The organism is Enterobacter sp. DN, assembly GCF_046054285.1.
Taxonomy (GTDB): Bacteria; Pseudomonadota; Gammaproteobacteria; order Enterobacterales; family Enterobacteriaceae; genus Enterobacter; species Enterobacter hormaechei_C.
The window spans coordinates 893,636-919,156 of record NZ_JBJJTG010000001.1 but is presented as its reverse complement, the minus strand read 5'-3'; the positions used below and the strand labels follow the sequence as shown (position 1 = coordinate 919,156).

The following is a 25,521-nucleotide window of genomic DNA, read 5'->3' as shown; positions in this document are numbered from 1 at the left end:
CTATTAGGTTAGCTGCAACAATTCTTCCAGCATCAAATGTTAAATCTCCTTGTTGCTATTTTTGTTTCGGTCTTTGGTGAAGGTTATACATTATCAATCGCCCCTGTGAGGCGTTTGATATATTTCGCAAAAGGCCTTATCCAAGAGGGTGTCTAACCATAACGCATTGTTTAGTCAGTGGATTGGTAACTGAAAGCCAAGGGCGGTAGCGTGCCTGAAAGCGTGTGAATCAGCCTCAATTATTCTGTCAATAGCCAATGGATGAATAAGCTTTTTTTAGGACTGATGCCAGTTATATTGCTAAATGATTAACTGCATTCTGATTGTCACCACGACCCGCGCTTATTTTAATTGCACAGGATAATTACTCTGCCAAAGTGATAAATAATCAATGATGAAATCCAAAATGAAATTGATGCCATTATTGGTGTCTGTGACCTTGATGAGTGGTTGCACGGTCTTTCCCGGCAGCAATATGTCGACAATGGGCAAGGATGTGATTAAACAGCAGGATGCTGATTTTGATCTCGACAAAATGGTGAATGTGTATCCATTAACCCCACGTCTGGTGGAACAATTACGCCCACGTCCAAATGTTGCTCAGCCAAATATGTCTCTGGACCAGGAAATTGCCTCTTACCAGTATCGCGTGGGTCCGGGTGACGTCATTAATGTGACCGTCTGGGATCACCCTGAACTGACCACGCCTGCGGGCCAGTACCGCAGCTCAAGTGACACCGGTAACTGGGTACAGTCCGATGGCACCATGTTCTATCCCTACATTGGCAAAGTGCACGTCGCGGGCAAAACGCTTGCTGAGATCCGTAGTGATATTACCGGCCGCCTGGCGCAGTACATTGCTGACCCGCAGGTGGACGTTAATATCGCCGCGTTCCGATCCCAGAAAGCCTATATCTCTGGCCAGGTCAATAAATCCGGCCAGCAGGCGATCACTAACGTCCCGCTCACCGTTCTCGATGCGATCAATGCCGCAGGGGGCTTAACCGACGGCGCTGACTGGCGCAACGTGGTGCTGACCCACAACGGCAAAGAGCAGCGCATTTCGCTTCAGGCGCTGATGCAAAACGGTGACCTGACCCAGAACCGCCTCCTTTATCCGGGCGATATTCTGTACGTGCCGCGCAACGACGATCTGAAAGTGTTCGTGATGGGTGAAGTGAAGAAACAGAGCACCCTCAAGATGGACTTCAGCGGTATGACCCTGACCGAAGCGCTGGGCAATGCGGAAGGCATCGATCTGACCGCCTCCAACGCCAGCGGTATCTTCGTGATCCGTCCTATCAAAGGCGAGAACGCGAAGGGCAAGATTGCCAACATCTACCAGCTGGATATGTCCGACGCGACGTCGCTGGTCATGGCAACGTCGTTCCGTCTCCAGCCGTACGATGTGGTCTATGTCACCACCGCGCCGGTTGCCCGCTGGAACCGTCTGATCAACCAGTTGCTGCCTACCATCAGTGGCGTTCGCTACATGACGGATACGGCGAGCGACGTTCATAACTGGTAAGCCGCGATGTTTAACAAAATTCTGGTGGTGTGCGTGGGGAACATTTGCCGTTCCCCCACGGCTGAAAGGCTGTTGAAAAATTACCAGCCTGCGTTAACGGTCGACTCCGCAGGGCTGGGCGCGCTGGTCGGAAAAGGTGCCGACGAACGTGCCGCAAGCGTTGCCCTTGAGCATAACCTCTCACTCGACGGGCACGTTGCCCGTCAGGTCTCTGGCCGGATGTGCCGGGAATATGACCTGATCCTCGCGATGGAAAAACGCCACATTCACGCGCTGTGCGATATCGCACCGGAGATGCGCGGCAAGGTGATGCTGTTTGGTCACTGGGATGGTGAGCGCGAAATTCCCGATCCGTATCGCAAGAGCCGCGAGGCCTTTGAGGCGGTATACACCTTACTAGACCAGTCTGCCCGTCAGTGGGCGCAGGCACTGAAAGCTCAGCAGGGATAACAATGACAGAAAAAACAAGACCTTCTGCCGCCCCGACGTCGGGCAGTGATGAAATCGATATCGGTCGCCTGGTCGGGACCGTTATTGAAGCGAAATGGTGGGTGCTGGGTATTACCGCCATCTTTGCCGTGGCGGCGATCGTTTATACGCTGTTCGCGACGCCTATTTACAGCGCCGACGCGCTGGTGCAGATCGAACAAAATACCGGAAACTCGCTGGTTCAGGATATCGGCTCGGCGCTGGCCAACAAGCCGCCGGCATCGGAAGCCGAAATTCAGCTGATCCAGTCGCGCCTGGTACTGGGCAAAACGGTTCACGATCTGGGGCTGGATATCGCGGTCACCAAAAACACCTTCCCGGTATTTGGCGCAGGCTGGGATCGCCTGATGGGGCGCAGTAACGATACGGTAAAAGTGACCGACTTCGTGATCCCAAAAGGGGCAGGGGACCAAACCTTTACCCTGACAGTGCTGGGACCAAAACAGTATCAGCTGACCAGCGACGCGGGCTTCAGCGCACGCGGCGAGGTGGGGCAGATGCTGACCAAAGAGGGCGTCAGCATCAAGGTCAGCGCAATTCAGGCGCATGAGGGCGGGGAGTTTACGGTCACCAAATTCTCGACGCTCGGGATGATCAACAACCTGCAAAACAACCTGACCGTCACCGAAAACGGCAAGGACACCGGCGTCCTGAGCATGACCTTCACCGGTGAAGACAAGGATCAAATTCGCGACATCCTCAATAGCATCACCCGCAACTATCTGGAGCAGAACGTTGAGCGTAAGTCAGCGGAAGCTGCAAAAAGCCTGGCGTTTCTCAGTAAACAGCTGCCGGAGGTGCGTGCCCGTCTGGATGACGCTGAGAACAAGCTGAACGCGTACCGTCAGGACAAGGATTCCGTCGATCTGCCGCTGGAGGCGAAATCGGTTCTCGACTCCATGGTGAATATTGATGCGCAGCTGAACGAGCTGACCTTCAAAGAGGCGGAGATTTCCAAGCTCTATACCAAACGTCACCCGGCGTACCGCACGCTGCTGGAGAAACGTCGTACCCTGGAAGAAGAGAAGGCGAAGCTGAATGACCGCGTGACCGCGATGCCGAAGACGCAGCAGGAAATTGTACGCCTGACGCGTGATGTGGAATCCGGCCAGCAGGTTTACATGCAGCTGCTGAACAAACAGCAGGAGCTGAAAATCACCGAAGCCAGCACCGTCGGCGACGTGCGTATCGTTGACCCGGCGATTACCCAGCCGGGCGTGCTGAAGCCGAAGAAAGCGCTGATTATCCTCGGCAGCATTATTCTCGGCCTGATGCTTTCCATTGTCGGCGTGCTGCTGCGCTCGCTGTTCAACCGCGGTATCGAAAGCCCGCAGGTGCTGGAAGAGAACGGGATCAGCGTGTACGCCAGCATCCCGCTTTCAGAGTGGCAGAAGTCCCGTGACAGCGTCAAAACCGTTAAGGGCGTCAAGCGTTACAAACAGAGCCAGCTGCTGGCCGTGGGTAACCCGACCGACCTGGCGATTGAAGCGGTGCGCAGCCTGCGTACCAGCCTCCACTTCGCCATGATGCAGGCCAAAAACAACGTCCTGATGATGACCGGTGTCAGCCCGTCAATCGGTAAAACCTTCGTCTGCGCCAACCTGGCGGCGGTGGTGAGCCAGACCAACAAGCGCGTGCTGTTGATCGACTGCGATATGCGTAAGGGCTACACCCATGAGCTGCTGGGGACCAACAACGTTAACGGTCTGTCGGAAATCCTGCTCGGTAAAGGGGAAATCAGCGAGAGCGCCAAGCCGACGTCGATTCCGAAATTTGACCTGATCCCGCGTGGCCAGGTGCCGCCGAACCCGTCTGAACTGCTGATGAGCGAGCGCTTCACGCAGCTGATTGAGTGGGCGAGCAAAAACTATGACCTGGTGCTGATCGATACCCCACCAATTCTGGCGGTCACCGACGCTGCCGTGGTAGGGCGTCATGCGGGCACCACGCTGATGGTCGCACGCTATGCGGTGAACACCCTGAAGGAAGTGGAAACCAGCCTGAGCCGCTTTGAGCAGAACGGTATTGAGGTGAAGGGGGTCATTCTGAACTCCATCTTCCGCCGCGCGACCGGGTATCAGGATTACGGCTACTACGAGTACGAATACAAGTCTGACAGTAAATAATAATCCCCCTCATCCTAACCCTCTCCCCAGGGGGGAGAGAGGACTGCATGGTGCAGCTTTTCTCCCTCTCCCTCCGGGAGAGGGTCGGGGTGAGGGATAAGGGGAAGACCATGACCACACAACGCCCTTTGATTTCTATCTATATGCCGACATGGAATCGTCAGCAGCTGGCGATCCGCGCGATTAAATCGGTCCTGCGTCAGGATTACGATAACTGGGAACTGATTATCGTGGATGACTGTTCCTCCTCTTACGAACAACTGCAAAAGTTTGTTGAAGACCTGAACGACCCGCGCGTGGTGTACACCCACAACGCCATCAACTCCGGGGCGTGTGCGGTGCGCAACCAGGCGATTATGCAGGCGAAAGGGCAGTATCTGACCGGTATCGACGACGATGACGAATGGACGCCAAACCGTCTGTCAATCTTCCTGTCGCACAAAGCGCAGCTGGTGACCCACGCGTTTCTGTATGCCAATGACTATGTTTGCCAGGGCGAGGTCTATTCGCAGCCGGCCAGCCTGCCGCTGTATCCGAAATCACCGTATTCCCGCCGCCTGTTCTACAAGCGCAACATTATCGGCAATCAGGTGTTTACCTGGGCATGGCGCTTTAAGGAGTGCCTGTTCGATACCGAGCTGAAGGCCGCGCAGGATTACGACATTTTCCTGCGGATGGTGGTGGAGTACGGCGAGCCGTGGAAGGTGGAAGAGGCCACGCAGATCCTGCACATCAATCACGGGGAGATGCAAATCACCTCGTCGCCGAAGAAATTCTCGGGCTACTTCCATTTTTACCGCAAGCACAAGGACAAGTTTGACCGTGCCAGCCGGAAGTATCAGCTCTTCACCCTGTATCAGATCCGTAATAAGCGCATGAACTGGCGCACGCTGCTGACGCTGCTGTCGGTACGTAACGGCAAGCGTCTGGCTGACGGGCTTCGGGGGAAATAATGTTTCTGGAAGATTGCCGCGCTAACAGCTGGAGCCTGCGCCCGTGCTGCATGGTTCTGGCCTACCGTATTGCGCACTTTTGCTCGGTGTGGCGCAAAAAAAATGTGCTGAACAATATCTGGGCCGCGCCGGTGCTGGTGCTGTACCGCATCATCACCGAATGCTTTTTTGGCTATGAAATTCAGGCCGCTGCCACCATTGGCCGCCGCTTTACCATTCATCACGGCTATGCGGTGGTCATCAACAAGTTCGTCGTCGCGGGTGATGATTTCACCATTCGCCACGGGGTGACAATCGGCAACCGCGGGCCAGACAGCCTGGCCTGCCCGGTGATTGGCAATAACGTCGAGCTGGGCGCCAACGTGGTGATGATCGGGGACATTACCGTGGGCAATAACGTGACGATTGGCGCAGGCAGCGTGGTGCTGGACAGCATTCCGGACAACGCGCTGGTGGTGGGCGAGAAAGCCCGCGTGAAGGTGATTAAATGAACATTCTGCAATTTAACGTACGCCTCGCAGAGGGCGGGGCGGCAGGCGTAGCGCTGGATCTGCACCAGCGCGCGCTGCAAAAAGGACTCCAGTCGCGCTTTGTTTACGGTTACGGTAAAGGCGGCAAGAAAAGCGTCAGCCATGATAACTATCCGCAGGTGCTGAAGCAGACGCCACGTCTGACCTCCATCGCCAATATTGCGCTGTTCCGCCTGTTTAACCGCGACCTGTTCGGCAACCTGAATAATCTCTACCGCACCGTCACCCGCACTCGCGGCCCGGTTGTGCTGCACTTCCACGTGCTGCACAGCTACTGGCTGAATCTGGAAGAGGTAGTGGCGTTTTGTGGCAAGGTGAAGGCGCACAAGCCGGATACCCGATTTGTCTGGACGCTGCACGACCACTGGAGCGTGACCGGACGTTGCGCCTTTACCGACGGCTGCGAAGGCTGGAAAGATAACTGCCAGAAATGCCCTACGCTCAGCAACTACCCGCCGGTGAAGGTCGATCGCGCGCATCAGCTGGTTGAGGGTAAGCGTCAGCTGTTCCGCGATATGCTCTCGCTCGGCTGCACCTTTATCTCCCCAAGCCAGCACGTGGCGGACGCTTTTAATAGCCTGTACGGAGCCGGGCGCTGCCAGATCATCAACAACGGTATTGATGTGGCAACGGAAGCGATCCTGGCCGAACTGACGCCCGTAGCCGTTACCCCCGGTAAGCCGAAAATTGCGGTCGTCGCCCATGACCTGCGCTACGACGGCAAAACCAACCAGCAGCTGGTGCGCGACATGATGGCGCTCGGCGACAAAATTGAACTGCATACCTTTGGCAAATTCTCGCCGTTTGAAGGCGCTAACGTGGTGAACCACGGGTTTGAAACCGACAAGCGCAAACTGATGAGCGCGCTGAACGGTATGGACGCGCTGGTGTTCAGCTCCCGCGTGGACAACTACCCGCTGATCCTGTGCGAAGCGCTCTCCATCGGCGTACCGGTGATTGCCACCCACAGCGACGCCGCGCGGGAAGTGCTGGAGAAATCCGGCGGTAAAACCTTCAGTGAAAATGAGGTGCTGCCGCTGGTGCAGTTGTCGAAGGCCGATATCGCGCAGGCTGTTTTTGGCACGGACCTGGAATCGTTCCGCAACCGTAGCCGCAAAGCGTACAGTGGACAACAGATGCTGGAGGAGTATGTCTCGTTCTATCAGAATCTGTAGTTATCTGCTGCTGCCGCTGATCTACCTGCTGGTCAACGTTAAGATTGCCCAGCTCGGTGAAAGCTTCCCGATCACTATCGTCACCTTCCTGCCGGTTCTGCTGTTGCTTTACGTTGACAAGCTTAACCTCAAAAAGCTGATGATTTCACTGGGCATCGGATTTGGTCTGACGGCGTTTAACTACATCTTTGGTCAGTCGCTGGACGCCAGCAAATATGTCACCTCCACCATGCTGTTTGTTTATATCGTTATCATTATTGGCATGGTGTGGAGTATTCGCTTTAAAACTATTTCTCCGCACAATTATAGGAAAATCCTCAGGTTCTTTTATATTGTCGTCGGGCTGATTGTTGTGCTTGCGGCAATGGAGATGGCGCAAATTATTCTCACAGGCGGCAGTAGCCTGATGGAAATAATTTCGAAATATCTTATATACAGTAACAGCTATGTACTGAACTTCATTAAGTTTGGTGGCAAGCGTACAACCGCGCTCTATTTTGAACCGGCGTTTTTTGCTCTGGCATTAATCTCAATTTGGCTCAGCATCAAACAGTTCGGTATCAAAACCCCCAAGACCGATGCTATGATTCTTGCAGGAATCGTTCTGTCAGGGTCGTTCTCCGGGGTAATGACGTTTATTCTGTTTTACCTGCTGGAGTGGGCGTTCCAGTACCTGAACAAAGAGGCGATTAAGAAAAAACTGCCGCTGGCGATAATCTCTCTGACGGTATTTTTAGTGGGCGTAATATTTGCGTTTCCGTACATTTCTGAACGTCTGGGTGATTTGGGAACGGAAGGTTCGTCGTCCTATTATCGCATCATTGGTCCACTGGTGATGGTGGGTTATTCCTTAACCCATATTGATGGCGTAGTAAGATTCGGCTCACTTTACGAATATGTTGCATCATTCGGAATCTTTAACGGTGCGGATGTCGGTAAAACCATAGACAATGGTCTGTATCTGTTAATTATCTATTTTTCCTGGTTCGCCGTACTGTTGACACTGTGGTATCTGTTTAAAGTTTTCAAAATGATGATTAACGCGTTTGGTGATAACCAGAACTTTCGCGTGCAACTTTATCTGTTCACACCGGTGTCGTTGTTTTTTACCGGGTCAATATTTAGCCCGGAATATGCATTCTTAATTGTATGTCCGTTTATTTTGCGCAAAGCGCTGAATATTACGAGCGTATGACGAAATGAGGTGATTTATGTTTCTTAGCGTCATTACTGTCGCCTTTCGTAACTACGAAGGGGTGGTAAAAACCTGGCGCTCGCTGCGCAACCTGGCGCGCGATCCGAGCCTCACCTTTGAGTGGATCGTGGTCGATGGCGGCTCGAACGACGGCACGGCGGAGTTCCTGGAAAAACTCAACGGTGAGTTCAACTTACGTTACATCAGCGAGAAAGATAAAGGCATTTACGATGCCATGAATAAAGGCATCAACATGGCGCAGGGGCGTTACGCCATCTTCCTCAATTCCGGCGATGTGTTCCATGAAGATGTGGCGCTGTTTGCCCGTCAGCTGGCGCGCCAGAAAGAAGATGCCATGTTTATTGGTGATGCGCTGCTTGATTTCGGCGAGGGGAAAAAAGTGCTGCGCGGCGCGAAACCAGGCTGGTATATCTACCACAGCCTGCCGGCCAGCCATCAGGCTATTTTCTTCCCAATGAGCGGCCTGAAAAAACAGCCTTACGATTTGCGCTATAAAGTGTCATCAGATTATGCCCTGGCGGCCAGCCTGTACAAATCTGGCTACCCGTTCCGTCGAATTAAAGGACTGGTATCTGAATTTTCAATGGGTGGCGTGTCAACCTCGAATAATCTGGAACTGTGCCAGGATGCCAAAAACGTGCAGCGTAAAATATTACGCGTGCCAGGGTTCTGGGCGGAATTATCTTATTTCTTACGTCTGAAAACGACGGGTAAAGCGAAAGCCTTATATAACAAAGCCTGAGATATAAGGAAACGTAATGCAGGAATTAAATGGATTCTCCGTGCCGAAAGGTTTTCGGGGCGGGAGCGGTATTAAAGTTCAACTGTGGTGGGCTGTACAGGCAACGTTATTTGCCTGGTCGCCGCAAATACTGTACCGCTGGCGCGCATTTTTACTGCGTCTGTTTGGCGCAAAAATAGGAAAAAACGTAGTCATTCGACCTTCGGTGAAAATTACTTATCCCTGGAAATTAACGCTTGGGGATTACGCCTGGGTTGGGGATGACGCGGTGTTATATACCCTTGGCGAGATTACGATTGGCGCAAATTCGGTGGTTTCACAGAAGTGTTATTTGTGCACCGGCAGCCACGATTTTATGAGCCCGCATTTTGATATTACCGCTTCGCCTGTTGTGATTGGTGAAAAATGCTGGCTGGCAACAGATGTCTTTGTTGCACCCGGTGTTTCTGTTGGCGATGGCACGGTAGTCGGTGCCCGCAGCAGCGTTTTTAAATCGCTTCCGGCAAATAAAATTTGCCGTGGCAACCCCGCAGTGGTGATACGCGAACGCGTTGAAACTGAAAAACTTTGATAAGTACAGAGGAATATAAACATGTCTAAAGTCGCTCTCATCACCGGCGTTACCGGACAAGATGGTTCTTACCTGGCAGAATTGCTGCTGGAAAAAGGGTATGAAGTTCACGGTATTAAGCGTCGTGCCTCTTCATTCAACACCGAGCGTGTCGATCACATTTACCAGGATCCGCATGCGGCAAACCCGAAATTCCATCTGCACTACGGCGACCTGACCGATACCTCCAACCTGACCCGCATCCTGCAAGAAGTACAGCCGGATGAAGTGTACAACCTGGGGGCAATGAGCCACGTTGCGGTTTCCTTCGAGTCCCCGGAGTACACCGCTGACGTGGATGCGATGGGTACGCTGCGTCTGCTGGAAGCGATTCGCTTCCTTGGTCTTGAGAAGAAAACCCGCTTCTACCAGGCATCTACCTCTGAGCTGTACGGTCTGGTGCAGGAAATTCCGCAGAAAGAGACCACGCCGTTCTACCCACGTTCTCCGTACGCTGTGGCGAAACTGTACGCTTACTGGATCACCGTGAACTACCGTGAATCCTACGGCATGTACGCCTGTAACGGCATTCTGTTCAACCACGAATCTCCGCGTCGCGGCGAAACCTTCGTGACCCGCAAAATCACCCGCGCGATCGCCAACATCGCTCAGGGCCTGGAGTCTTGCCTGCACCTCGGCAACATGGATTCCCTGCGTGACTGGGGCCATGCGAAAGACTACGTGAAAATGCAGTGGATGATGTTGCAGCAGGAACAGCCAGAAGACTTCGTGATCGCGACCGGCGTGCAGTACTCCGTGCGTCAGTTCGTTGAGATGGCTGCGGCACAGCTGGGCATCAAGCTGCGCTTCGAGGGCACCGGCGTGGAAGAGAAGGGTATCGTTGTTTCCGTGACCGGCCACGACGCACCGGGCGTGAAGCCAGGCGACGTGATTGTCCAGGTTGATCCGCGTTACTTCCGTCCTGCTGAAGTGGAAACCCTGCTGGGCGACCCAACCAAAGCGCACGAGAAGCTGGGCTGGAAACCAGAAACCACCCTGCAAGAAATGGTATCCGAGATGGTGGCCAAAGATCTTGAAGCAGCGAAAAAACACTCCCTGCTCAAGTCTCATGGCTACGAGGTTGCCATCGCGCTGGAGTCCTGAGAATGACAAAACAACGTATTTTTGTCGCCGGTCATCGCGGAATGGTGGGTTCCGCGATTGTTCGCCAGCTGGAACAGCGCGGCGACGTTGAGGTGATTGTTCGTACCCGCGACGAGCTGAACCTGCTTGACAGCAAAGCGGTGCAGGATTTCTTCGCCAGCGAACGTATCGACCAGGTGTATCTGGCGGCGGCGAAGGTGGGCGGCATTGTCGCTAACAACACCTACCCGGCGGATTTCATCTACGAGAACATGATGATTGAGAGCAACATCATTCACGCGGCGCATCTGCACAACGTGAATAAGCTGCTGTTCCTCGGCTCATCCTGTATCTACCCGAAAATGGCGAAGCAGCCGATCGCCGAGAGCGAACTGTTGCAGGGCACGCTTGAAGCCACCAACGAGCCGTATGCGATTGCCAAAATTGCCGGGATCAAGCTGTGTGAATCCTACAACCGTCAGTATAACCGCGACTATCGCTCGGTGATGCCGACCAACCTGTACGGACCGCACGACAACTTCCACCCGAGCAATTCGCACGTGATCCCGGCGCTGCTGCGTCGTTTCCACGAGGCGACTGCCGAAAACGCCCCGGACGTGGTGGTGTGGGGCAGCGGTACGCCAATGCGTGAGTTCCTGCACGTGGACGACATGGCGGCGGCCAGCATTCACGTCATGGAGCTGGATCGCGAGGTGTGGCAGGAAAACACCGAGCCGATGCTGTCGCACATTAACGTCGGGACCGGCGTGGACTGCACCATTCGCGAGCTGGCGCAGACCATCGCGCAGGTGGTGGGCTACAAAGGACGCGTGGTGTTTGACGCCACCAAACCGGACGGCACGCCGCGCAAGCTGCTGGACGTGACCCGTCTGCATCAGCTGGGCTGGTATCACGAGGTCTCACTGGAGCAGGGGCTGGCCAGCACCTACCAGTGGTTCCTGGAAAACCAGCACCGCTTCCGGGGGTAATGATGTTTTTAAGTCAGGAAGATTTTGCCACGGTAGTGCGTTCCACTCCGCTGATCTCAATTGATTTGATCGTGGAGAACGAACGCGGCGAGTTCTTGCTGGGGAAACGAACCAATCGTCCTGCACAGGGCTTCTGGTTCGTGCCCGGCGGGCGCGTGCAGAAGGATGAGACGCTTACCGATGCGTTTGAGCGTCTCACTCTGGCGGAACTGGGCCTGCAACTGCCGATGGCAGCGGGCCAGTTTTACGGGGTCTGGCAGCACTTCTATGACGATAACTTTTCAGGCACCGGGTTCACCACGCACTACATCGTGCTGGGGTTCCGCCTGAAGGTGAGTGAGGCAGACCTGCGTCTGCCTGATTCTCAGCATGACGATTACCGCTGGTTAACGCCAGAGGTGCTGCTGGCAAGCGACAACGTCCATGACAACAGTCGGGCGTACTTCCTTGCGGAACGTCAGGCCGAGGTGCCAGGTCTATGAAAATCCTCGTCTACGGAATTAACTACTCGCCGGAGCTTACCGGTATCGGGAAATACACCGGCGAGATGGTCGAGTGGATGGCGAGCCAGGGACATGACGTGCGGGTGATTACTGCCCCGCCGTATTACCCGGAGTGGAAGGTAGGCGAACGCTATTCCAGCTGGCGCTACCGCCGCGAAGAAGGCGCCGCGACCGTCTGGCGCTGCCCGCTCTACGTGCCGAAACAGCCCTCGACGCTGAAACGTTTAATTCATCTGGGCAGCTTTGCCCTGAGCAGTTTCTTCCCGCTGATGGCGCAGCGTCGCTGGAAGCCGGATCGCATCATCGGCGTGGTGCCGACGCTGTTCTGCACGCCAGGCATGCGCCTGCTGGGCAAACTCTCCGGCGCGCGCACCCTGCTGCACATTCAGGATTATGAAGTGGACGCCATGCTCGGGCTGGGGATGGCCGGGAAAGGCAAGGGCGGCAAGGTGGCGAAGCTCGCCAGCGCCTTTGAGCGCAGCGGCCTGCACAACGTGGATTACGTCTCGACCATTTCGCGCTCGATGATGAACAAGGCGCAGGAGAAGGGCGTCCCGGCGGAAAAAGTGATCTTCTTTCCGAACTGGTCCGAAGTGGCGCGCTTCCGCGATGTGACAGACGAGGATGCGCAGGCGTTACGCGCGCAGCTCGGGTTGCCTGCTGAGCAAAAAATCATTCTTTACTCAGGCAACATCGGCGAAAAACAGGGGCTGGAGAGCGTGATTGACGCCGCGCTTCAGCTGAGCGAACACCCGTGGATGTTCGTGATTGTCGGGCAGGGCGGCGGTAAAGCGCGGCTGGAAAAAATGGCCAGCGAGCGCGGACTGACCAACATCCGCTTCTTCCCGCTTCAGTCTTATGACGCGCTGCCCGCGCTGCTGAAAATGGCGGATTGCCATCTGGTGGTGCAAAAACGCGGCGCGGCGGATGCGGTGCTGCCGTCCAAGCTGACCAACATTCTGGCAGTGGGCGGAAACGCGGTGATTACGGCAGAAGCCGCAACAGAATTAGGCCAGCTGTGCAACAGCTACCCGGGCATTGCCGTTTGCGTGGAGCCGGAATCGGTTCCTGCGCTGGTGACCGGAATTGAGCAGGCACTCGCCATGCCAAAAGAGAACACGGTGGCACGTGAATATGCCGAACGCACGCTCGAGAAAGAGAACGTGCTGAGCCAATTTATTGCAGATATACGGGGATAAATCATGAGTCAAACCACTTTGTATCCGGTCGTAATGGCGGGTGGATCCGGGAGCCGGTTGTGGCCACTGTCCCGCGTGCTTTATCCAAAACAATTTCTGTGCCTGAAAGGCGACCTCACCATGCTGCAAACGACGGTTAACCGTCTGCACGGCGTGGAGTGTGAAAGCCCGGTGGTGATCTGTAACGAACAGCACCGCTTTATCGTTGCCGAGCAGCTGCGCCAGCTGAACAAACTGACCGAAAATATCATTCTGGAGCCTGCCGGACGCAACACGGCGCCTGCCATTGCCCTTGCGGCGCTGGCGGCAAAACGCAGCAGCCCGGACTGCGACCCGCTGATGCTGGTGCTGGCGGCTGACCACGTCATCCAGCAGGAAGAGGCCTTCCGCGACGCGGTACGCGCCGCGATTCCTTACGCTGAGAACGGCAAGCTGGTGACCTTCGGCATCGTGCCGGATCTCCCGGAAACCGGCTATGGCTACATTCGCCGCGGCAGCGTTACGCCTGGTGAAGGCGACAGCGTGGCCTTTGACGTGGCGCAGTTTGTCGAAAAACCGAATCTGGAAACCGCGCAGGCGTACGTGGCCAGCGGGGAATACTACTGGAACAGCGGTATGTTCCTGTTCCGCGCCGGTCGCTACCTGGAAGAGCTGGAAAAATATCGCCCGGATATCTTGCGCGCCTGCGAAAAAGCGATGGCGGTGGTGGATCCGGATCTCGATTTTATCCGCGTGGACGAAGAAGCCTTCCTCGCCTGTCCGGAAGAGTCCATTGACTATGCGGTAATGGAACGTACGGCAGATGCGGTAGTGGTACCGATGGATGCGGGCTGGAGCGACGTCGGCTCCTGGTCGTCACTGTGGGAGATCAGCGCGCATACCCCGGAGGGTAACGTCCATCACGGGGATGTGATCAGCCACAAAACGGAAAACAGCTACGTCTACGCCGAATCTGGCCTCGTCACCACGGTAGGGGTGAAGGATCTGGTGGTCGTGCAGACCAAAGACGCGGTGCTGATTGCCGACCGTAATGCCGTGCAGGACGTTAAAAAAGTGGTGGAGCAGATCAAGGCCGATGGCCGCCACGAACACCATATTCACCGCGAAGTCTACCGCCCGTGGGGCAAATATGACTCCATCGACGCCGGCGAGCGTTACCAGGTGAAACGCATCACCGTGAAGCCGGGAGAAGGGCTGTCGGTGCAGATGCACCATCACCGCGCCGAACACTGGGTGGTGGTGGCGGGGACCGCCAAAGTGACCATCGACGGTGAAGTGAAGCTGCTCGGTGAAAACGAGTCCATTTATATTCCGCTGGGCGCCACGCACTGTCTGGAAAACCCGGGGAAAATTCCGCTCGACTTAATTGAGGTGCGTTCCGGCTCCTATCTGGAAGAGGACGACATCATCCGCTTCCAGGATCGCTACGGGCGCGTGTAGCACTCCGCATCATGCCCGGTGGCGCTGCGCTTTCCGGGCCTACGAATGACAAAAATAAATTTGGCCATTACATGGTCAGGGCCAACTGTTGCCTGAAAAAGGGGTCATCATGGAAAAATTAACCTGTTTTAAAGCGTACGATATTCGCGGCAAGCTGGGCGAAGAGCTGAACGAAGACATTGCGTGGCGCATCGGCCGCGCGTACGGCGAATACCTGAAACCACAAACTATCGTGCTGGGCGGCGACGTGCGTCTGACCAGCAAATCCCTGAAGCTGGCGCTGGCGAAAGGGCTACAGGACGCGGGCGTCGATGTGCTGGACATTGGCCTTTCCGGTACCGAAGAGATCTATTTTGCCACCTTCCACCTGGGCGTGGACGGCGGTATCGAAGTGACGGCCAGCCATAACCCGATGGACTACAACGGCATGAAGCTGGTGCGCAAGGGCGCGCGTCCTATCAGCGGTGACACCGGCCTGCGTGACGTGCAGCGTCTGGCCGAGGCCAACGACTTCCCGCCGGTGAATGAAGCCACACGCGGCAGCTATAAGCAGATTAACCTGCAAAAAGAGTACATCGACCACCTGCTGGGCTACATCAACGTGGCGAACCTCAAACCGCTGAAGCTGGTGATTAACTCCGGCAACGGCGCGGCAGGCCCGGTTGTCGATGCACTTGAAGCCCGCTTTAAGGCGCTGAACGTGCCGGTGACCTTCGTCAAAGTGCACAACACGCCAGACGGCAACTTCCCGAACGGTATTCCTAACCCGCTGCTGCCGGAGTGCCGCGACGACACCCGCAACGCGGTGATTGAGCACGGCGCCGATATGGGTATCGCCTTTGACGGCGATTTCGACCGCTGCTTCCTGTTCGATGAAAAAGGGCAGTTTATCGAAGGCTACTACATCGTTGGCCTGCTGGCGGAAGCGTTCCTCGAGAAAAACCCGGGGGCGAAAATCATTCACGATCCGCGTCTTTCCTGGAACACCGTCGACGTGGTGAAGGCCGCGGGCGGCGAGCCGGTGATGTCCAAAACCGGCCACGCGTTTATCAAAGAGCGTATGCGTGAGGAAGACGCCATCTACGGCGGCGAGATGAGCGCCCACCACTATTTCCGTGATTTTGCCTACTGCGACAGCGGGATGATCCCGTGGCTGCTGGTGACTGAGCTGCTGTGCCTGAAAGGGCAGAGCCTGGGTGAACTGGTGCGCGACCGCATGGCGGCGTTCCCGGCGAGCGGGGAGATCAACAGCAAACTGGCACAGCCCGCTGAGGCCATTGCCCGCGTAGAACACCACTTTGCCATTCATGCGCTGGAGATTGACCGTACCGACGGTATCAGCATGGCGTTCCCGCAGTGGCGCTTCAACCTGCGCTCCTCCAACACCGAGCCGGTGGTGCGCCTGAACGTGGAGTCCCGCGCCGATACCGCGCTGATGGAAGCCCGAACGAAGGACATTCTGGCGCTGTTGAATCAGTAAAAAGAAAACCTTACCCCTCACCCTAACCCTCTCCCCAAAGGGGAGAGGGAACTTGAACACCCTCTCCCCTTTGGGGAGAGGGCCGGGGTGAGGGGCGAGGGGTAAGGTTTAGAACTAAAGGAACAACGATGACAAATCTAAAAAAGCGCGAACGAGCGAGAACGAATGCATCGTTAATCTCTATGGTGCAGCGTTTTTCTGATATCACCATCATGGTCGGCGGACTGTGGGCGGTGTGTTGGGTCAGCGGGCAGTCGTTCTTATACATGCACTTGCTGATGGCGTTGATTGCGCTGGTGGTGTTTCAGATGATCGGCGGCATGACCGATTTCTATCGTTCATGGCGCGGCGTCAAAATGACCACCGAACTGATGCTGCTGCTCCAGAACTGGACCTTAAGCCTGGTTTTCAGCGCAGGGCTGGTGGCGTTCAGCCATGATTTTGATAACCGTCTTGTGACCTATCTCTGCTGGTATCTGTTAACCAGCATTGGCATGGTGGTCTGCCGCTCGCTGATCCGCTTTGGCGCGGGCTGGCTGCGCAACCGCGGGTATAACCGTCGCTTCGTTGCCGTGGCGGGCGACCTGCCGGTGGGGCAGGTGCTGCTCGACAGCTTCCGCAAAGAGCCGTGGTTAGGTTTTGAAGTGGTCGGGATTTATCACGACGCGAAGCCCGGCGGTGTGCCGTCCGACTGGGCAGGTAACTACGAACAGCTTATTGACGATGCGAAAGCCGGCAAAATTCATAACGTCTACATCGCCATGCAGATGAAAGATGAATCCCGCATCAAGAAACTGATGCGCGAGCTGGCGGATACCACCTGCTCGGTGATCCTCATCCCGGATGTCTTCACCTTCAATATTCTCCACTCCCGTATTGAAGAGGTGAACGGGGTACCGGTTGTTCCACTGTACGACACGCCGCTGTCGGGGATTAACCGCGTGCTGAAGCGCGTGGAAGATATCGTCCTTTCGTCCCTGATCCTGCTGCTCATCTCCCCGGTGCTGTGCTGCATTGCGCTGGCGGTGAAGCTCAGCTCGCCGGGGCCGATCATCTTCCGTCAGACCCGCTACGGCATGGACGGTAAGCCGATCATGGTGTGGAAATTCCGCTCCATGAAGGTGATGGAGAACGACAAGGTGGTGACCCAGGCGACGCAGAACGATCCGCGCGTCACCCGCGTGGGCAACTTCCTGCGCCGTACCTCGCTCGATGAGCTGCCGCAGTTCATCAACGTGTTCACCGGCGGGATGTCCATCGTCGGGCCTCGTCCTCACGCCGTGGCCCATAACGAGCAGTACCGCACCCTGATTGAAGGCTACATGCTGCGCCATAAGGTGAAGCCAGGCATCACCGGCTGGGCGCAGATCAACGGCTGGCGCGGCGAGACCGACACGCTGGAAAAAATGGAAAAACGTATCGAGTTCGATCTGGAGTACATCCGCGAGTGGAGCCTCTGGTTCGATATCAAGATTGTTTTTCTGACCATTTTCAAAGGCTTCGTGAACAAAGCGGCGTACTAAGATGAGCTTACGAGAAAAAACCATCAGCGGCGCGAAATGGTCAGCCATGGCCACCATAGTCATCATTGGCCTCGGCCTGGTGCAGATGACGGTGCTGGCGCGCATTATCGATAACCACCAGTTTGGTCTGCTGACCGTCTCGCTGGTGATTATCGCCCTGGCCGATACGCTGTCGGACTTTGGTATCGCCAACTCCATTATCCAGCGCAAGGAGATCAGCCATCTGGAGCTGACCACCCTCTACTGGCTGAACGTCGGGCTGGGTATCTTCGTCTTTGTGCTGGTGTTCCTGCTGAGCGATGTGATTGCCGGCGTGCTGCATAACCCGGACCTGGCGCCGCTGATGCGCACCCTGTCGTTCGCTTTCGTGGTGATCCCGCACGGGCAGCAGTTCCGCGCGCTGATGCAGAAAGAGCTGGAGTTCAACAAAATCGGCGTGATTGAAACCAGCGCCGTGCTGGCGGGCTTTACCTTCACCGTGGTCAGCGCCCATTTCTGGCCGCTGGCGATGACCGCCATCCTCGGCTACCTGGTTAACTCTGCCGTGCGCACGCTGCTGTTCGGCTTCTTTGGCCGTAAGATTTATCGCCCGGGGCTGCATTTTTCGCTGGCGTCTGTTTCATCCAACCTGCGTTTCGGCGCGTGGCTGACGGCAGACAGCATTATCAACTACGTGAATACTAACCTCTCCACGCTGGTGCTGGCGCGCATTCTGGGCGCGAGCGTCGCGGGTGGCTACAACCTGGCGTATAACGTCGCGGTTGTACCGCCGATGAAGCTCAACCCTATCATCACCCGCGTGCTGTTCCCGGCGTTCGCCAAAATTCAGGACGATACCGAAAAGCTGCGCGTGAACTTTTACAAGCTGCTCTCCGTGGTGGGGATCATCAACTTCCCGGTCCTGCTGGGGCTGATGGTGGTCGCCAGCAATTTCGTGCCGCTGGTGTTTGGCGAGAAGTGGAACAGCATCGTCCCGATCCTGCAACTGCTGTGCGTCGTGGGGCTGCTGCGCTCGGTGGGGAACCCGATTGGTTCTCTGCTGATGGCTAAGGCGCGCGTGGATATCAGCTTCAAGTTCAACGTGTTTAAAACCTTCCTGTTTATTCCGGCAATTATTGTGGGCGGCCACATGGCGGGCGCCATTGGCGTGACGCTCGGCTTCCTGCTGGTGCAAATCGTCAATACCGTGCTGAGCTACTTCGTGATGATCAAACCGGTGCTGGGCTCCAGCTACCGTCAGTACATCCTCAGCCTGTGGCTGCCGTTTTATCTCTCCTTACCGACGCTTGCGGTGAGCTACGGCCTGGGCGTGGTGCTCAACGGGCATCTGCCGCTGGCGGCGCTGCTTGCGGTGCAGGTCGCGGCAGGCGCGCTGGCGTTCGGCGTGATGATTGTGCTGTCACGCAATGCGCTGGTGGTCGAGATGAAGCGCCAGTTTTGCCGTAACGAAAAAATGAAAACGCTGCTTCGCGCAGGCTAATTTTACGAGGCCATTATGAAATTACTTATTCTTGGCAACCATACCTGCGGCAACCGTGGCGACAGCGCCATCCTGCGCGGTTTACTGGATGCAATTAACACCCTTAAGCCTGAGACTGAAGTGGATGTGATGAGCCGTTATCCGGTCAGCTCATCCTGGTTACTGAACCGCCCGGTGATGGGCGATCCGCTCTACAGTCAGATGAAACAGCACAACAACGCTGCGGGCGTGATGGGGCGCGTGAAGAAAGTGCTGCGTCGCCGCTACCAGCATCAGGTGCTGCTTTCTCGCGTGACCGATACCGGCAAGTTGCGCAACATCGCCATCGCGCAGGGTTTTACCGATTTTGTGCGTCTGCTGTCCGGCTATGACGCGATTATTCAGGTGGGCGGTTCGTTCTTCGTCGATCTCTACGGCGTGCCGCAGTTTGAGCATGCACTCTGCACCTTCATGGCGAAAAAACCGCTGTTTATGATCGGCCACAGCGTCGGGCCATTCCAGGATCCGCAGTTTAACCAGCTGGCGAACTATGTCTTCGGCCACTGCGACGCGCTGATCCTGCGTGAATCGGTCAGCCTCGACATGATGAAGCGCAGCGAAATCGACACCACCAAAGTGGAGCACGGTGTAGACACCGCCTGGCTGGTGGATCATCAGGATGACAGTTTCCAGGCCAGCTACGCGGTACAGCACTGGCTGGACGTGGCGGCAAAACAGAAAACCGTCGCCATTACCCTGCGTGAACTTGCGCCGTTCGATAAACGCCTCGGCACGACCCAGGCGGCATACGAGAAAGCCTTTGCCGACGTGGTGAACCGCGTACTGGACAGCGGTTACCAGGTGCTGGCGCTTTCCACCTGTACCGGTATCGACAGCTACAACAAAGATGACCGTATGGTGGCGCTCAACCTGCGCAACCTGGTGAACGATCCGTCCCGCTATCACGTGGTGATGGACGAGCTGAACGACCTTGAGATGGGCAAGCTGCTCTCTACCTGCGACCTGACCGTGGGCACGCGTCTGCACTCGGCCATTATCTCAATGAACTTCGGCACGCCAGCCATCGCCATTAACTACGAGCACAAGTCTGCGGGCATTATGCAGCAGCTCGGTATGCCGGAAATGGCCGTCGATATTCGTCATCTGCTGGACGGGTCGCTGGGTGCGATGGTGGGCGACACGCTCGGTCAGCTGCCTGCGATCAACGAACGTCTGGCGGTGGCGGTAAAAGCCGAACGCGAAAAAGGTATTGGCATGGTGAAATCCGTACTCGACCGCGTCCGGGAGGGGAAATGAAGGTTGGTTTCTTCTTACTGAAATTTCCGCTGTCGTCTGAAACCTTTGTGCTGAACCAAATCACCGCGTTTATCGATATGGGGTATGACGTGGAGATTATCGCCCTGCAAAAGGGCGATACGCAAAACACCCATGCGGCGTATACCCGGTATGGGCTGGAGGCGAAAACCCGCTGGTTGCAGGATGAACCCACCGGACGAATGAACAAACTGCGCCATCGCGCCAGCCAGACGCTGCGCGGCCTTCATCGCGCCTCGACGTGGCGGGCGCTGAATATGTCGCGCTATGGGGCGGAGGCCCGCAACCTGATCCTTTCCGCCATTTGCGGGCAAACGGCCCAGCCGTACCGGGCCGATGTCTTTATCGCCCACTTTGGCCCGGCGGGCGTAACTGCGGCAAAACTGCGTGAGCTGGGGGTGATTGACGGCAAAATCGCAACCATTTTCCACGGTATCGACATCTCCAGCCGGGAAGTACTGAACCACTACACGCCGGAATATCAGCAGCTGTTTCGCCGTGGCGACATGATGCTGCCAATAAGCAACCTGTGGGCCGGACGCCTGAAAACCATGGGGTGCCCGAGCGAGAAAATCACCGTTTCACGCATGGGCGTGGATATGGAACGTTTCACTCAGCGACCGGTCAAGGTGCCGGGCAAGCCGCTGCAAATTATCTCTGTTGCCCGCCTGACCGAAAAGAAAGGGCTGCACGTAGCCATCGAAGCCTGTCGCCAGCTGAAGGCGCGCGGCGTGGACTTCCACTACCGCATCCTGGGTATCGGGCCGTGGGAGCGTCGCCTGCGCACGCTGATTGAACAGTATCAGCTGGAAGACGTGGTCGAGATGCCGGGCTTCAAGCCGAGCCACGAAGTGAAAGCCATGCTTGATGACGCGGATGTGTTCCTGCTGCCTTCCGTAACCGGCGCTGACGGCGATATGGAAGGCATTCCCGTGGCGCTGATGGAGGCGATGGCGGTCGGCATTCCGGTGGTCTCGACCCTGCACAGCGGGATCCCGGAGCTGATCACCTCTGAACACTCCGGCTGGCTGGTCCCTGAAAACAATGCGCTGGCGCTGGCGGATCGTCTGGCTGCGTTCAGTGATATCGATCAGCAGACGCTGATCCCTGTGCTGCAAAATGCGCGGCAAAAAGTTGAAGCAGAATTTAATCAGCAGGTGATTAATCGCCAGTTAGCGAGCCTGCTGCAAACGCTGTAACGCTGAGGTTGTATGCTGAAAAAGATTACCCGACGCCGATTTGTCTCTTCTTTATCCGTCCTGGCTGCCATGCCACTGCTGTCGCCCCGCGCTGTGCGGGCGGCAACCGGGAAGACGGTTTCTGTCGATCGCTACAACAATAACGACTGGATCGCCGCCTTTAAGCAGGCATTTACCGAGGGCGATACCGTTGTTGTTCCCGCCGGGTTAACCTGTGAAAACATCAATACCGGCATTTTCATTCCTGATGGCAAAACCCTGCTGATCCGCGGTGCGCTGAAGGGCAACGGCCGCGGGCGGTTTGTGCTTCAGGAAGGCTGTAAGGTCATTGGGGAAGGAGAGGGGCGCACGCATAACATTACGCTGGACGTGCGTGGCTCCGACTGTGTCATTAAAGGGCTGGCAATGAGCGGCTTCGGCCCCGTCACCCAGATCTACATCGGCGGTAAAAAGCCGAGAGTGATGCGTAACCTGCTTATCGATCGCATTGCCGTGAGCCAGGCCAACTACGCCATTCTGCGCCAGGGTTTTCATAATCAGGTGGACGGTGCGCGCATAACCAACAGTAAATTCAGCCATTTGCAGGGTGACGCGATTGAGTGGAACGTGGCGATTAACGACCGCAATATCCTGATCTCTGACCACGTGATCGATAACATCAACTGCACAAACGGCAAGATCAACTGGGGGATAGGCATTGGGCTGGCTGGCAGCACGTACGACAATGACTATCCGGAACAGCAGACCGTTAAAAACTTCGTGGTGGCAAATATCACAGGCAGCAACTGTCGGCAGTTGGTCCATGTTGAAAACGGTAAACACTTTGTGATCCGTAATATCAAGGCCAGCAATATTACTCCCGACTTCAGTAAAAAGGCCGGAATTGATAACGCGACGGTAGCTATTTATGGCTGTGATAATTTCGTTATTGATAATATCGATATGGTGAACAGCGCCGGAATGTTAATCGGGTATGGCGTGATCAAGGGCGATTATCTGTCGATACCGCAAAACTTCAAACTTAACGATATTCGCCTGGATAACCGACAGCTTGCCTATAAGCTGCGCGGGATACAGATTTCCTCCGGCAATGCCACCTCGTTTGTTGCCATCACCAACGTCAACATGCAGCGGGCAACGCTTGAGCTGCACAACAAGCCACAGCATCTTTTCTTGCGTAATATCAACGTGATGCAGGAGTCAGCGACGGGACCAGCGCTTAAGATGAACTTCGACTTGCGCAAAGACGTGCGCGGGAAGTTTATGGCCAAAAACGAGACGCTGTTGTCGCTCGCGAACATAAAAGCGGTTAATGAAAAGGGGCAGAGTTCGGTGGATATTGATCGGGTCGATCAACACGTGGTGAATACGGAACGGTTGAATTTTGCGCTGCCGCACAGGTAATCCTACAGCCTATTTTGCGACTATTCCTGGTATGGAATCGCGATCTATTCAGATTACAACTACTGTAATTTGTGGTGGGGTGACCTAGGATTACTTCATATTTACGGCAAAACATGCTGGCGAAAACAGGTTTAAAAGCTATAATTCGTCAACCATTTTAAGGTGGAAGAAATAATGATTAATTTGAAAGCAGTCATACCGGTAGCGGGTTTGGGCATGCATATGTTGCCCGCCACAAAGGCCATTCCTAAAGAGATGCTGCCGATCGTTGACAAGCCGATGATTCAGTACATCGTCGACGAGATTGTTGCTGCGGGGATCAAAGAAATCGTTCTGGTGACGCACTCTTCGAAGAATGCCGTTGAGAACCACTTCGACACCTCTTATGAACTCGAGGCGCTGCTTGAGCAGCGTGTTAAGCGCCAGCTTCTGGCAGAAGTTCAGTCTATCTGTCCTCCTGGCGTGACCATCATGAACGTGCGTCAGGCGCAGCCGCTGGGTCTGGGCCACTCAATCCTCTGCGCGCGCCCGGTGGTGGGTGATAACCCGTTCATCGTGGTTCTGCCGGACATCATTATTGATACCGCTTCCGCCGATCCGCTGCGTTACAACCTGGCGGCAATGGTGGCACGTTTCAATGAAACGGGCCGTAGCCAGGTGCTGGCGAAACGTATGAAGGGCGATCTCTCCGAGTATTCCGTTATTCAGACCAAAGAGCCACTGGAGACGGAAGGGCAGGTGAGCCGTATCGTTGAGTTTATCGAAAAACCCGATCAGCCGCAGACCCTGGACTCCGACCTGATGGCAGTTGGCCGTTATGTGCTGAATGCGGATATCTGGGCTGAGCTGGAAAAAACTGAGCCGGGCGCCTGGGATCGTATCCAGCTGACCGATGCGATTGCTGAGCTGGCGAAGAAGCAGTCGGTTGATGCGATGCTGATGACCGGCGATAGCTATGACTGCGGTAAGAAAATGGGGTATATGCAGGCCTTTGTGAACTATGGCCTGCGTAACCTGAAGGAAGGGGCGAAGTTCAGAGAAACTGTAATGAAGTTGCTTTCCTCTTAATTATTTGTTAAAGCTGAAATGTAATTGTTATTTAAGATAATGGCTATGTAAAGAGCCATTATTATCATAGTGAAGCACTGGCTGTAGCTTAGCCAGTGCGGTAGCGTGCCTACTACTTATAGTCCCATTTTAAAACTTGAGTAAAAAACGATCAGTTGTGGTCATTCATTTGATTGAACAGTTTGATATAGTTTCTAAGTTACAATAATCTGAGTACTCAAAATGTTAACACTAGGGTTGGTTTTTTTTATCTTTTTGATTTTTTTAAAGACAAAAAATAGCAATTACAGCATTTACTATATTTGTTTTATTTCTTTTTTTATAATATGTCATTTCGTGTATTTTATAAGCAAGGATGGTTTTTTAGATATTAATTTAAATGAATCGGATTGGCAGGCTTTTTGGCAAACTGTCATATTATTAATAATGACAGTTGTAACATATCGCTTTACCTCCGTCATTATCAAAATTGGCCCGCCCCAAATCAGTATTCTTAAATTTAACGCCGGTTATCGGCTTCTTCTTTTTTTATATGGGGTAGGTGTTGTCATTTATACCCTACAAAATGGAATAGCACTTGGGCTTTCTTATAATGATCGCTTGACTGCTAATACAGGTGGCGGTATATCGATAATATTAATGTACGCATATATACCAGCAATGATTTTAGCATATATAAATATGCCGACCAGAAAAAACCTATTTCTTTGTCTATGCTTAAGTACATTATGTGGTGTTGTATACTATATTGTAATCGGCGGTTCCCGAAACGTACTTGCGGCAGGTGTATTTTCTCTGATTTACCTAGGGCTTTTATATAAAAATATTAATAAGAAACAACTGTTTTTGGCATTAGCCTTAGGAGTTGTAACATTGATGCTCCTAGAGTTATATCGCTATGTAAATAACTTTTCTGAAGCATTGGATTTTATCCTGAATGGAGGAATCCAGGTTATTTTATTTGCGTTTGAATCCTTTTCCCCTATGCATGCGGTTTTAAATATAAACGATGCATTAATGAAGAACTATTTCGAAATTCAGTATGCAACGACTTTCTTAAATGAATTTTCAATTATCATTCCTAGGTTTTTATGGGAAGGGAAACCTATCAATGTTTATAACAATGGTTATTTTTATACAGCAGAGATATTAGGCTTAGATACAAACTTGACAATGTCACCTACCTTCTTAGGAAGTTGTTTGATTATGTTTGGGCAGACATTCTATTGGATTGGAGGTGTTTTAAGCGGGTTAATTATTTTTTTATTTGATAAAATAATATCATCTTCAAAAACAAGGTATACAAAATTATTATTATTAAGCAGTATTGGCTATCTATTCTTCTGGGTGCGAGATGGATTTGAGGTATATTGCTATATTTTGATTAAATTCGGGATAATAATGTTAATTATGTATCTTTTTAATTCATTTATAAGTTCGTTGATTTCAAGAAGATGAAGAAATTAAATT

The 25,521-nt window shown here is 54.2% G+C and carries 22 protein-coding genes; all 22 read left to right on the top strand.

All coding sequences use genetic code 11. From position 1 onward, the window contains the following. Positions 1–391 precede the first annotated feature (391 nt). The 22 genes from ACJTMZ_RS04480 to ACJTMZ_RS04375 all read left to right on the top strand — a co-directional run bounded on the left by ACJTMZ_RS04480 (position 392) and on the right by ACJTMZ_RS04375 (position 25,509). Positions 392–1,528 carry a polysaccharide export protein gene (locus ACJTMZ_RS04480; protein WP_003862079.1) on the top strand — a complete coding sequence of 379 codons (1,137 nt, stop codon included), beginning with the start codon at positions 392–394 and terminating at the stop codon, positions 1,526–1,528. A 6-nt stretch (positions 1,529–1,534) separates the two neighbouring features. Continuing rightward, the gene (gene wzb / locus ACJTMZ_RS04475; RefSeq protein WP_003862078.1) at positions 1,535–1,978 is read left to right on the top strand and encodes a low molecular weight protein-tyrosine-phosphatase Wzb; all 444 of its coding nucleotides are present in this window, start codon (positions 1,535–1,537) and stop codon (positions 1,976–1,978) included. 2 nt (positions 1,979–1,980) lie between these two features. Then, a complete protein-coding gene (wzc, locus tag ACJTMZ_RS04470) occupies positions 1,981–4,143 on the top strand; it encodes a tyrosine-protein kinase Wzc (RefSeq protein WP_015572374.1) in 2,163 nt (720 codons plus the stop codon). Between the two features lie 110 nt (positions 4,144–4,253). Next, the gene (gene wcaA, locus ACJTMZ_RS04465) at positions 4,254–5,096 is read left to right on the top strand and encodes a colanic acid biosynthesis glycosyltransferase WcaA (RefSeq protein WP_017383272.1); all 843 of its coding nucleotides are present in this window, start codon (positions 4,254–4,256) and stop codon (positions 5,094–5,096) included. Beyond that, complete coding sequence (wcaB, locus tag ACJTMZ_RS04460; protein ID WP_003863505.1) at positions 5,096–5,587, top strand: colanic acid biosynthesis acetyltransferase WcaB; 492 nt, start codon at positions 5,096–5,098, stop codon at positions 5,585–5,587. Before wcaA ends, wcaB begins: the two co-directional genes overlap by 1 nt. Further along, positions 5,584–6,801: a colanic acid biosynthesis glycosyltransferase WcaC gene (wcaC, locus tag ACJTMZ_RS04455; RefSeq protein ID WP_045328792.1), complete on the top strand. Its 1,218-nt coding sequence runs from the start codon at positions 5,584–5,586 to the stop codon at positions 6,799–6,801. The genes wcaB and wcaC overlap by 4 nt, the downstream gene beginning before the upstream one ends. Next, positions 6,776–7,996 (top strand): colanic acid polymerase WcaD, encoded by a 1,221-nt coding sequence (gene wcaD / locus ACJTMZ_RS04450; RefSeq protein ID WP_015572375.1) that lies wholly within the window; start codon positions 6,776–6,778, stop codon positions 7,994–7,996. Before wcaC ends, wcaD begins: the two co-directional genes overlap by 26 nt. 16 nt (positions 7,997–8,012) lie before the next feature. Beyond that, a complete protein-coding gene (gene wcaE / locus ACJTMZ_RS04445) occupies positions 8,013–8,759 on the top strand; it encodes a colanic acid biosynthesis glycosyltransferase WcaE (protein WP_003863510.1) in 747 nt (248 codons plus the stop codon). A gap of 16 nt (positions 8,760–8,775) precedes the next feature. Continuing rightward, complete coding sequence (wcaF, locus tag ACJTMZ_RS04440; protein ID WP_015572376.1) at positions 8,776–9,330, top strand: colanic acid biosynthesis acetyltransferase WcaF; 555 nt, start codon at positions 8,776–8,778, stop codon at positions 9,328–9,330. Positions 9,331–9,351: 21 nt separating this feature from the next. Next, the gene (gene gmd / locus ACJTMZ_RS04435; protein WP_003863514.1) at positions 9,352–10,473 is read left to right on the top strand and encodes a GDP-mannose 4,6-dehydratase; all 1,122 of its coding nucleotides are present in this window, start codon (positions 9,352–9,354) and stop codon (positions 10,471–10,473) included. Positions 10,474–10,475: 2 nt separating this feature from the next. Then, complete coding sequence (locus ACJTMZ_RS04430; RefSeq protein ID WP_015572377.1) at positions 10,476–11,441, top strand: GDP-L-fucose synthase; 966 nt, start codon at positions 10,476–10,478, stop codon at positions 11,439–11,441. A gap of 2 nt (positions 11,442–11,443) precedes the next feature. Further along, the gene (locus tag ACJTMZ_RS04425; protein ID WP_113771607.1) at positions 11,444–11,923 is read left to right on the top strand and encodes a GDP-mannose mannosyl hydrolase; all 480 of its coding nucleotides are present in this window, start codon (positions 11,444–11,446) and stop codon (positions 11,921–11,923) included. Beyond that, complete coding sequence (gene wcaI / locus ACJTMZ_RS04420) at positions 11,920–13,143, top strand: colanic acid biosynthesis fucosyltransferase WcaI (protein ID WP_062938696.1); 1,224 nt, start codon at positions 11,920–11,922, stop codon at positions 13,141–13,143. The genes ACJTMZ_RS04425 and wcaI overlap by 4 nt, the downstream gene beginning before the upstream one ends. Positions 13,144–13,146: 3 nt before the next feature. Then, positions 13,147–14,583: a mannose-1-phosphate guanyltransferase gene (gene cpsB, locus ACJTMZ_RS04415; protein WP_017693088.1), complete on the top strand. Its 1,437-nt coding sequence runs from the start codon at positions 13,147–13,149 to the stop codon at positions 14,581–14,583. A gap of 109 nt (positions 14,584–14,692) precedes the next feature. Continuing rightward, on the top strand, positions 14,693–16,063 hold the full coding sequence (cpsG, locus tag ACJTMZ_RS04410; protein WP_045338360.1) for a colanic acid biosynthesis phosphomannomutase CpsG: 1,371 nt from the start codon (positions 14,693–14,695) through the stop codon (positions 16,061–16,063). A gap of 128 nt (positions 16,064–16,191) precedes the next feature. Continuing rightward, a complete protein-coding gene (gene wcaJ, locus ACJTMZ_RS04405; protein ID WP_006811236.1) occupies positions 16,192–17,586 on the top strand; it encodes an undecaprenyl-phosphate glucose phosphotransferase in 1,395 nt (464 codons plus the stop codon). Between the two features lies 1 nt (position 17,587). Beyond that, positions 17,588–19,066, top strand: a complete 1,479-nt coding sequence (gene wzxC / locus ACJTMZ_RS04400; protein WP_047365485.1) for a colanic acid undecaprenyl disphosphate flippase WzxC — start codon at positions 17,588–17,590, stop codon at positions 19,064–19,066. Positions 19,067–19,081: 15 nt separating this feature from the next. Next, entirely contained in the window at positions 19,082–20,362 is a 1,281-nt protein-coding gene (wcaK, locus tag ACJTMZ_RS04395; RefSeq protein ID WP_047365487.1) for a colanic acid biosynthesis pyruvyl transferase WcaK, read from the top strand. Further along, positions 20,359–21,579 carry a colanic acid biosynthesis glycosyltransferase WcaL gene (gene wcaL / locus ACJTMZ_RS04390; protein ID WP_017383280.1) on the top strand — a complete coding sequence of 407 codons (1,221 nt, stop codon included), beginning with the start codon at positions 20,359–20,361 and terminating at the stop codon, positions 21,577–21,579. Before wcaK ends, wcaL begins: the two co-directional genes overlap by 4 nt. 12 nt (positions 21,580–21,591) lie before the next feature. Beyond that, complete coding sequence (gene wcaM, locus ACJTMZ_RS04385; RefSeq protein WP_032654200.1) at positions 21,592–22,983, top strand: colanic acid biosynthesis protein WcaM; 1,392 nt, start codon at positions 21,592–21,594, stop codon at positions 22,981–22,983. Positions 22,984–23,157: 174 nt separating this feature from the next. Then, entirely contained in the window at positions 23,158–24,051 is an 894-nt protein-coding gene (gene galF / locus ACJTMZ_RS04380) for a GalU regulator GalF (protein ID WP_047056180.1), read from the top strand. A gap of 336 nt (positions 24,052–24,387) precedes the next feature. Beyond that, complete coding sequence (locus ACJTMZ_RS04375) at positions 24,388–25,509, top strand: WzyE family oligosaccharide polymerase (protein WP_163279418.1); 1,122 nt, start codon at positions 24,388–24,390, stop codon at positions 25,507–25,509. Positions 25,510–25,521: the final 12 nt, after the last annotated feature.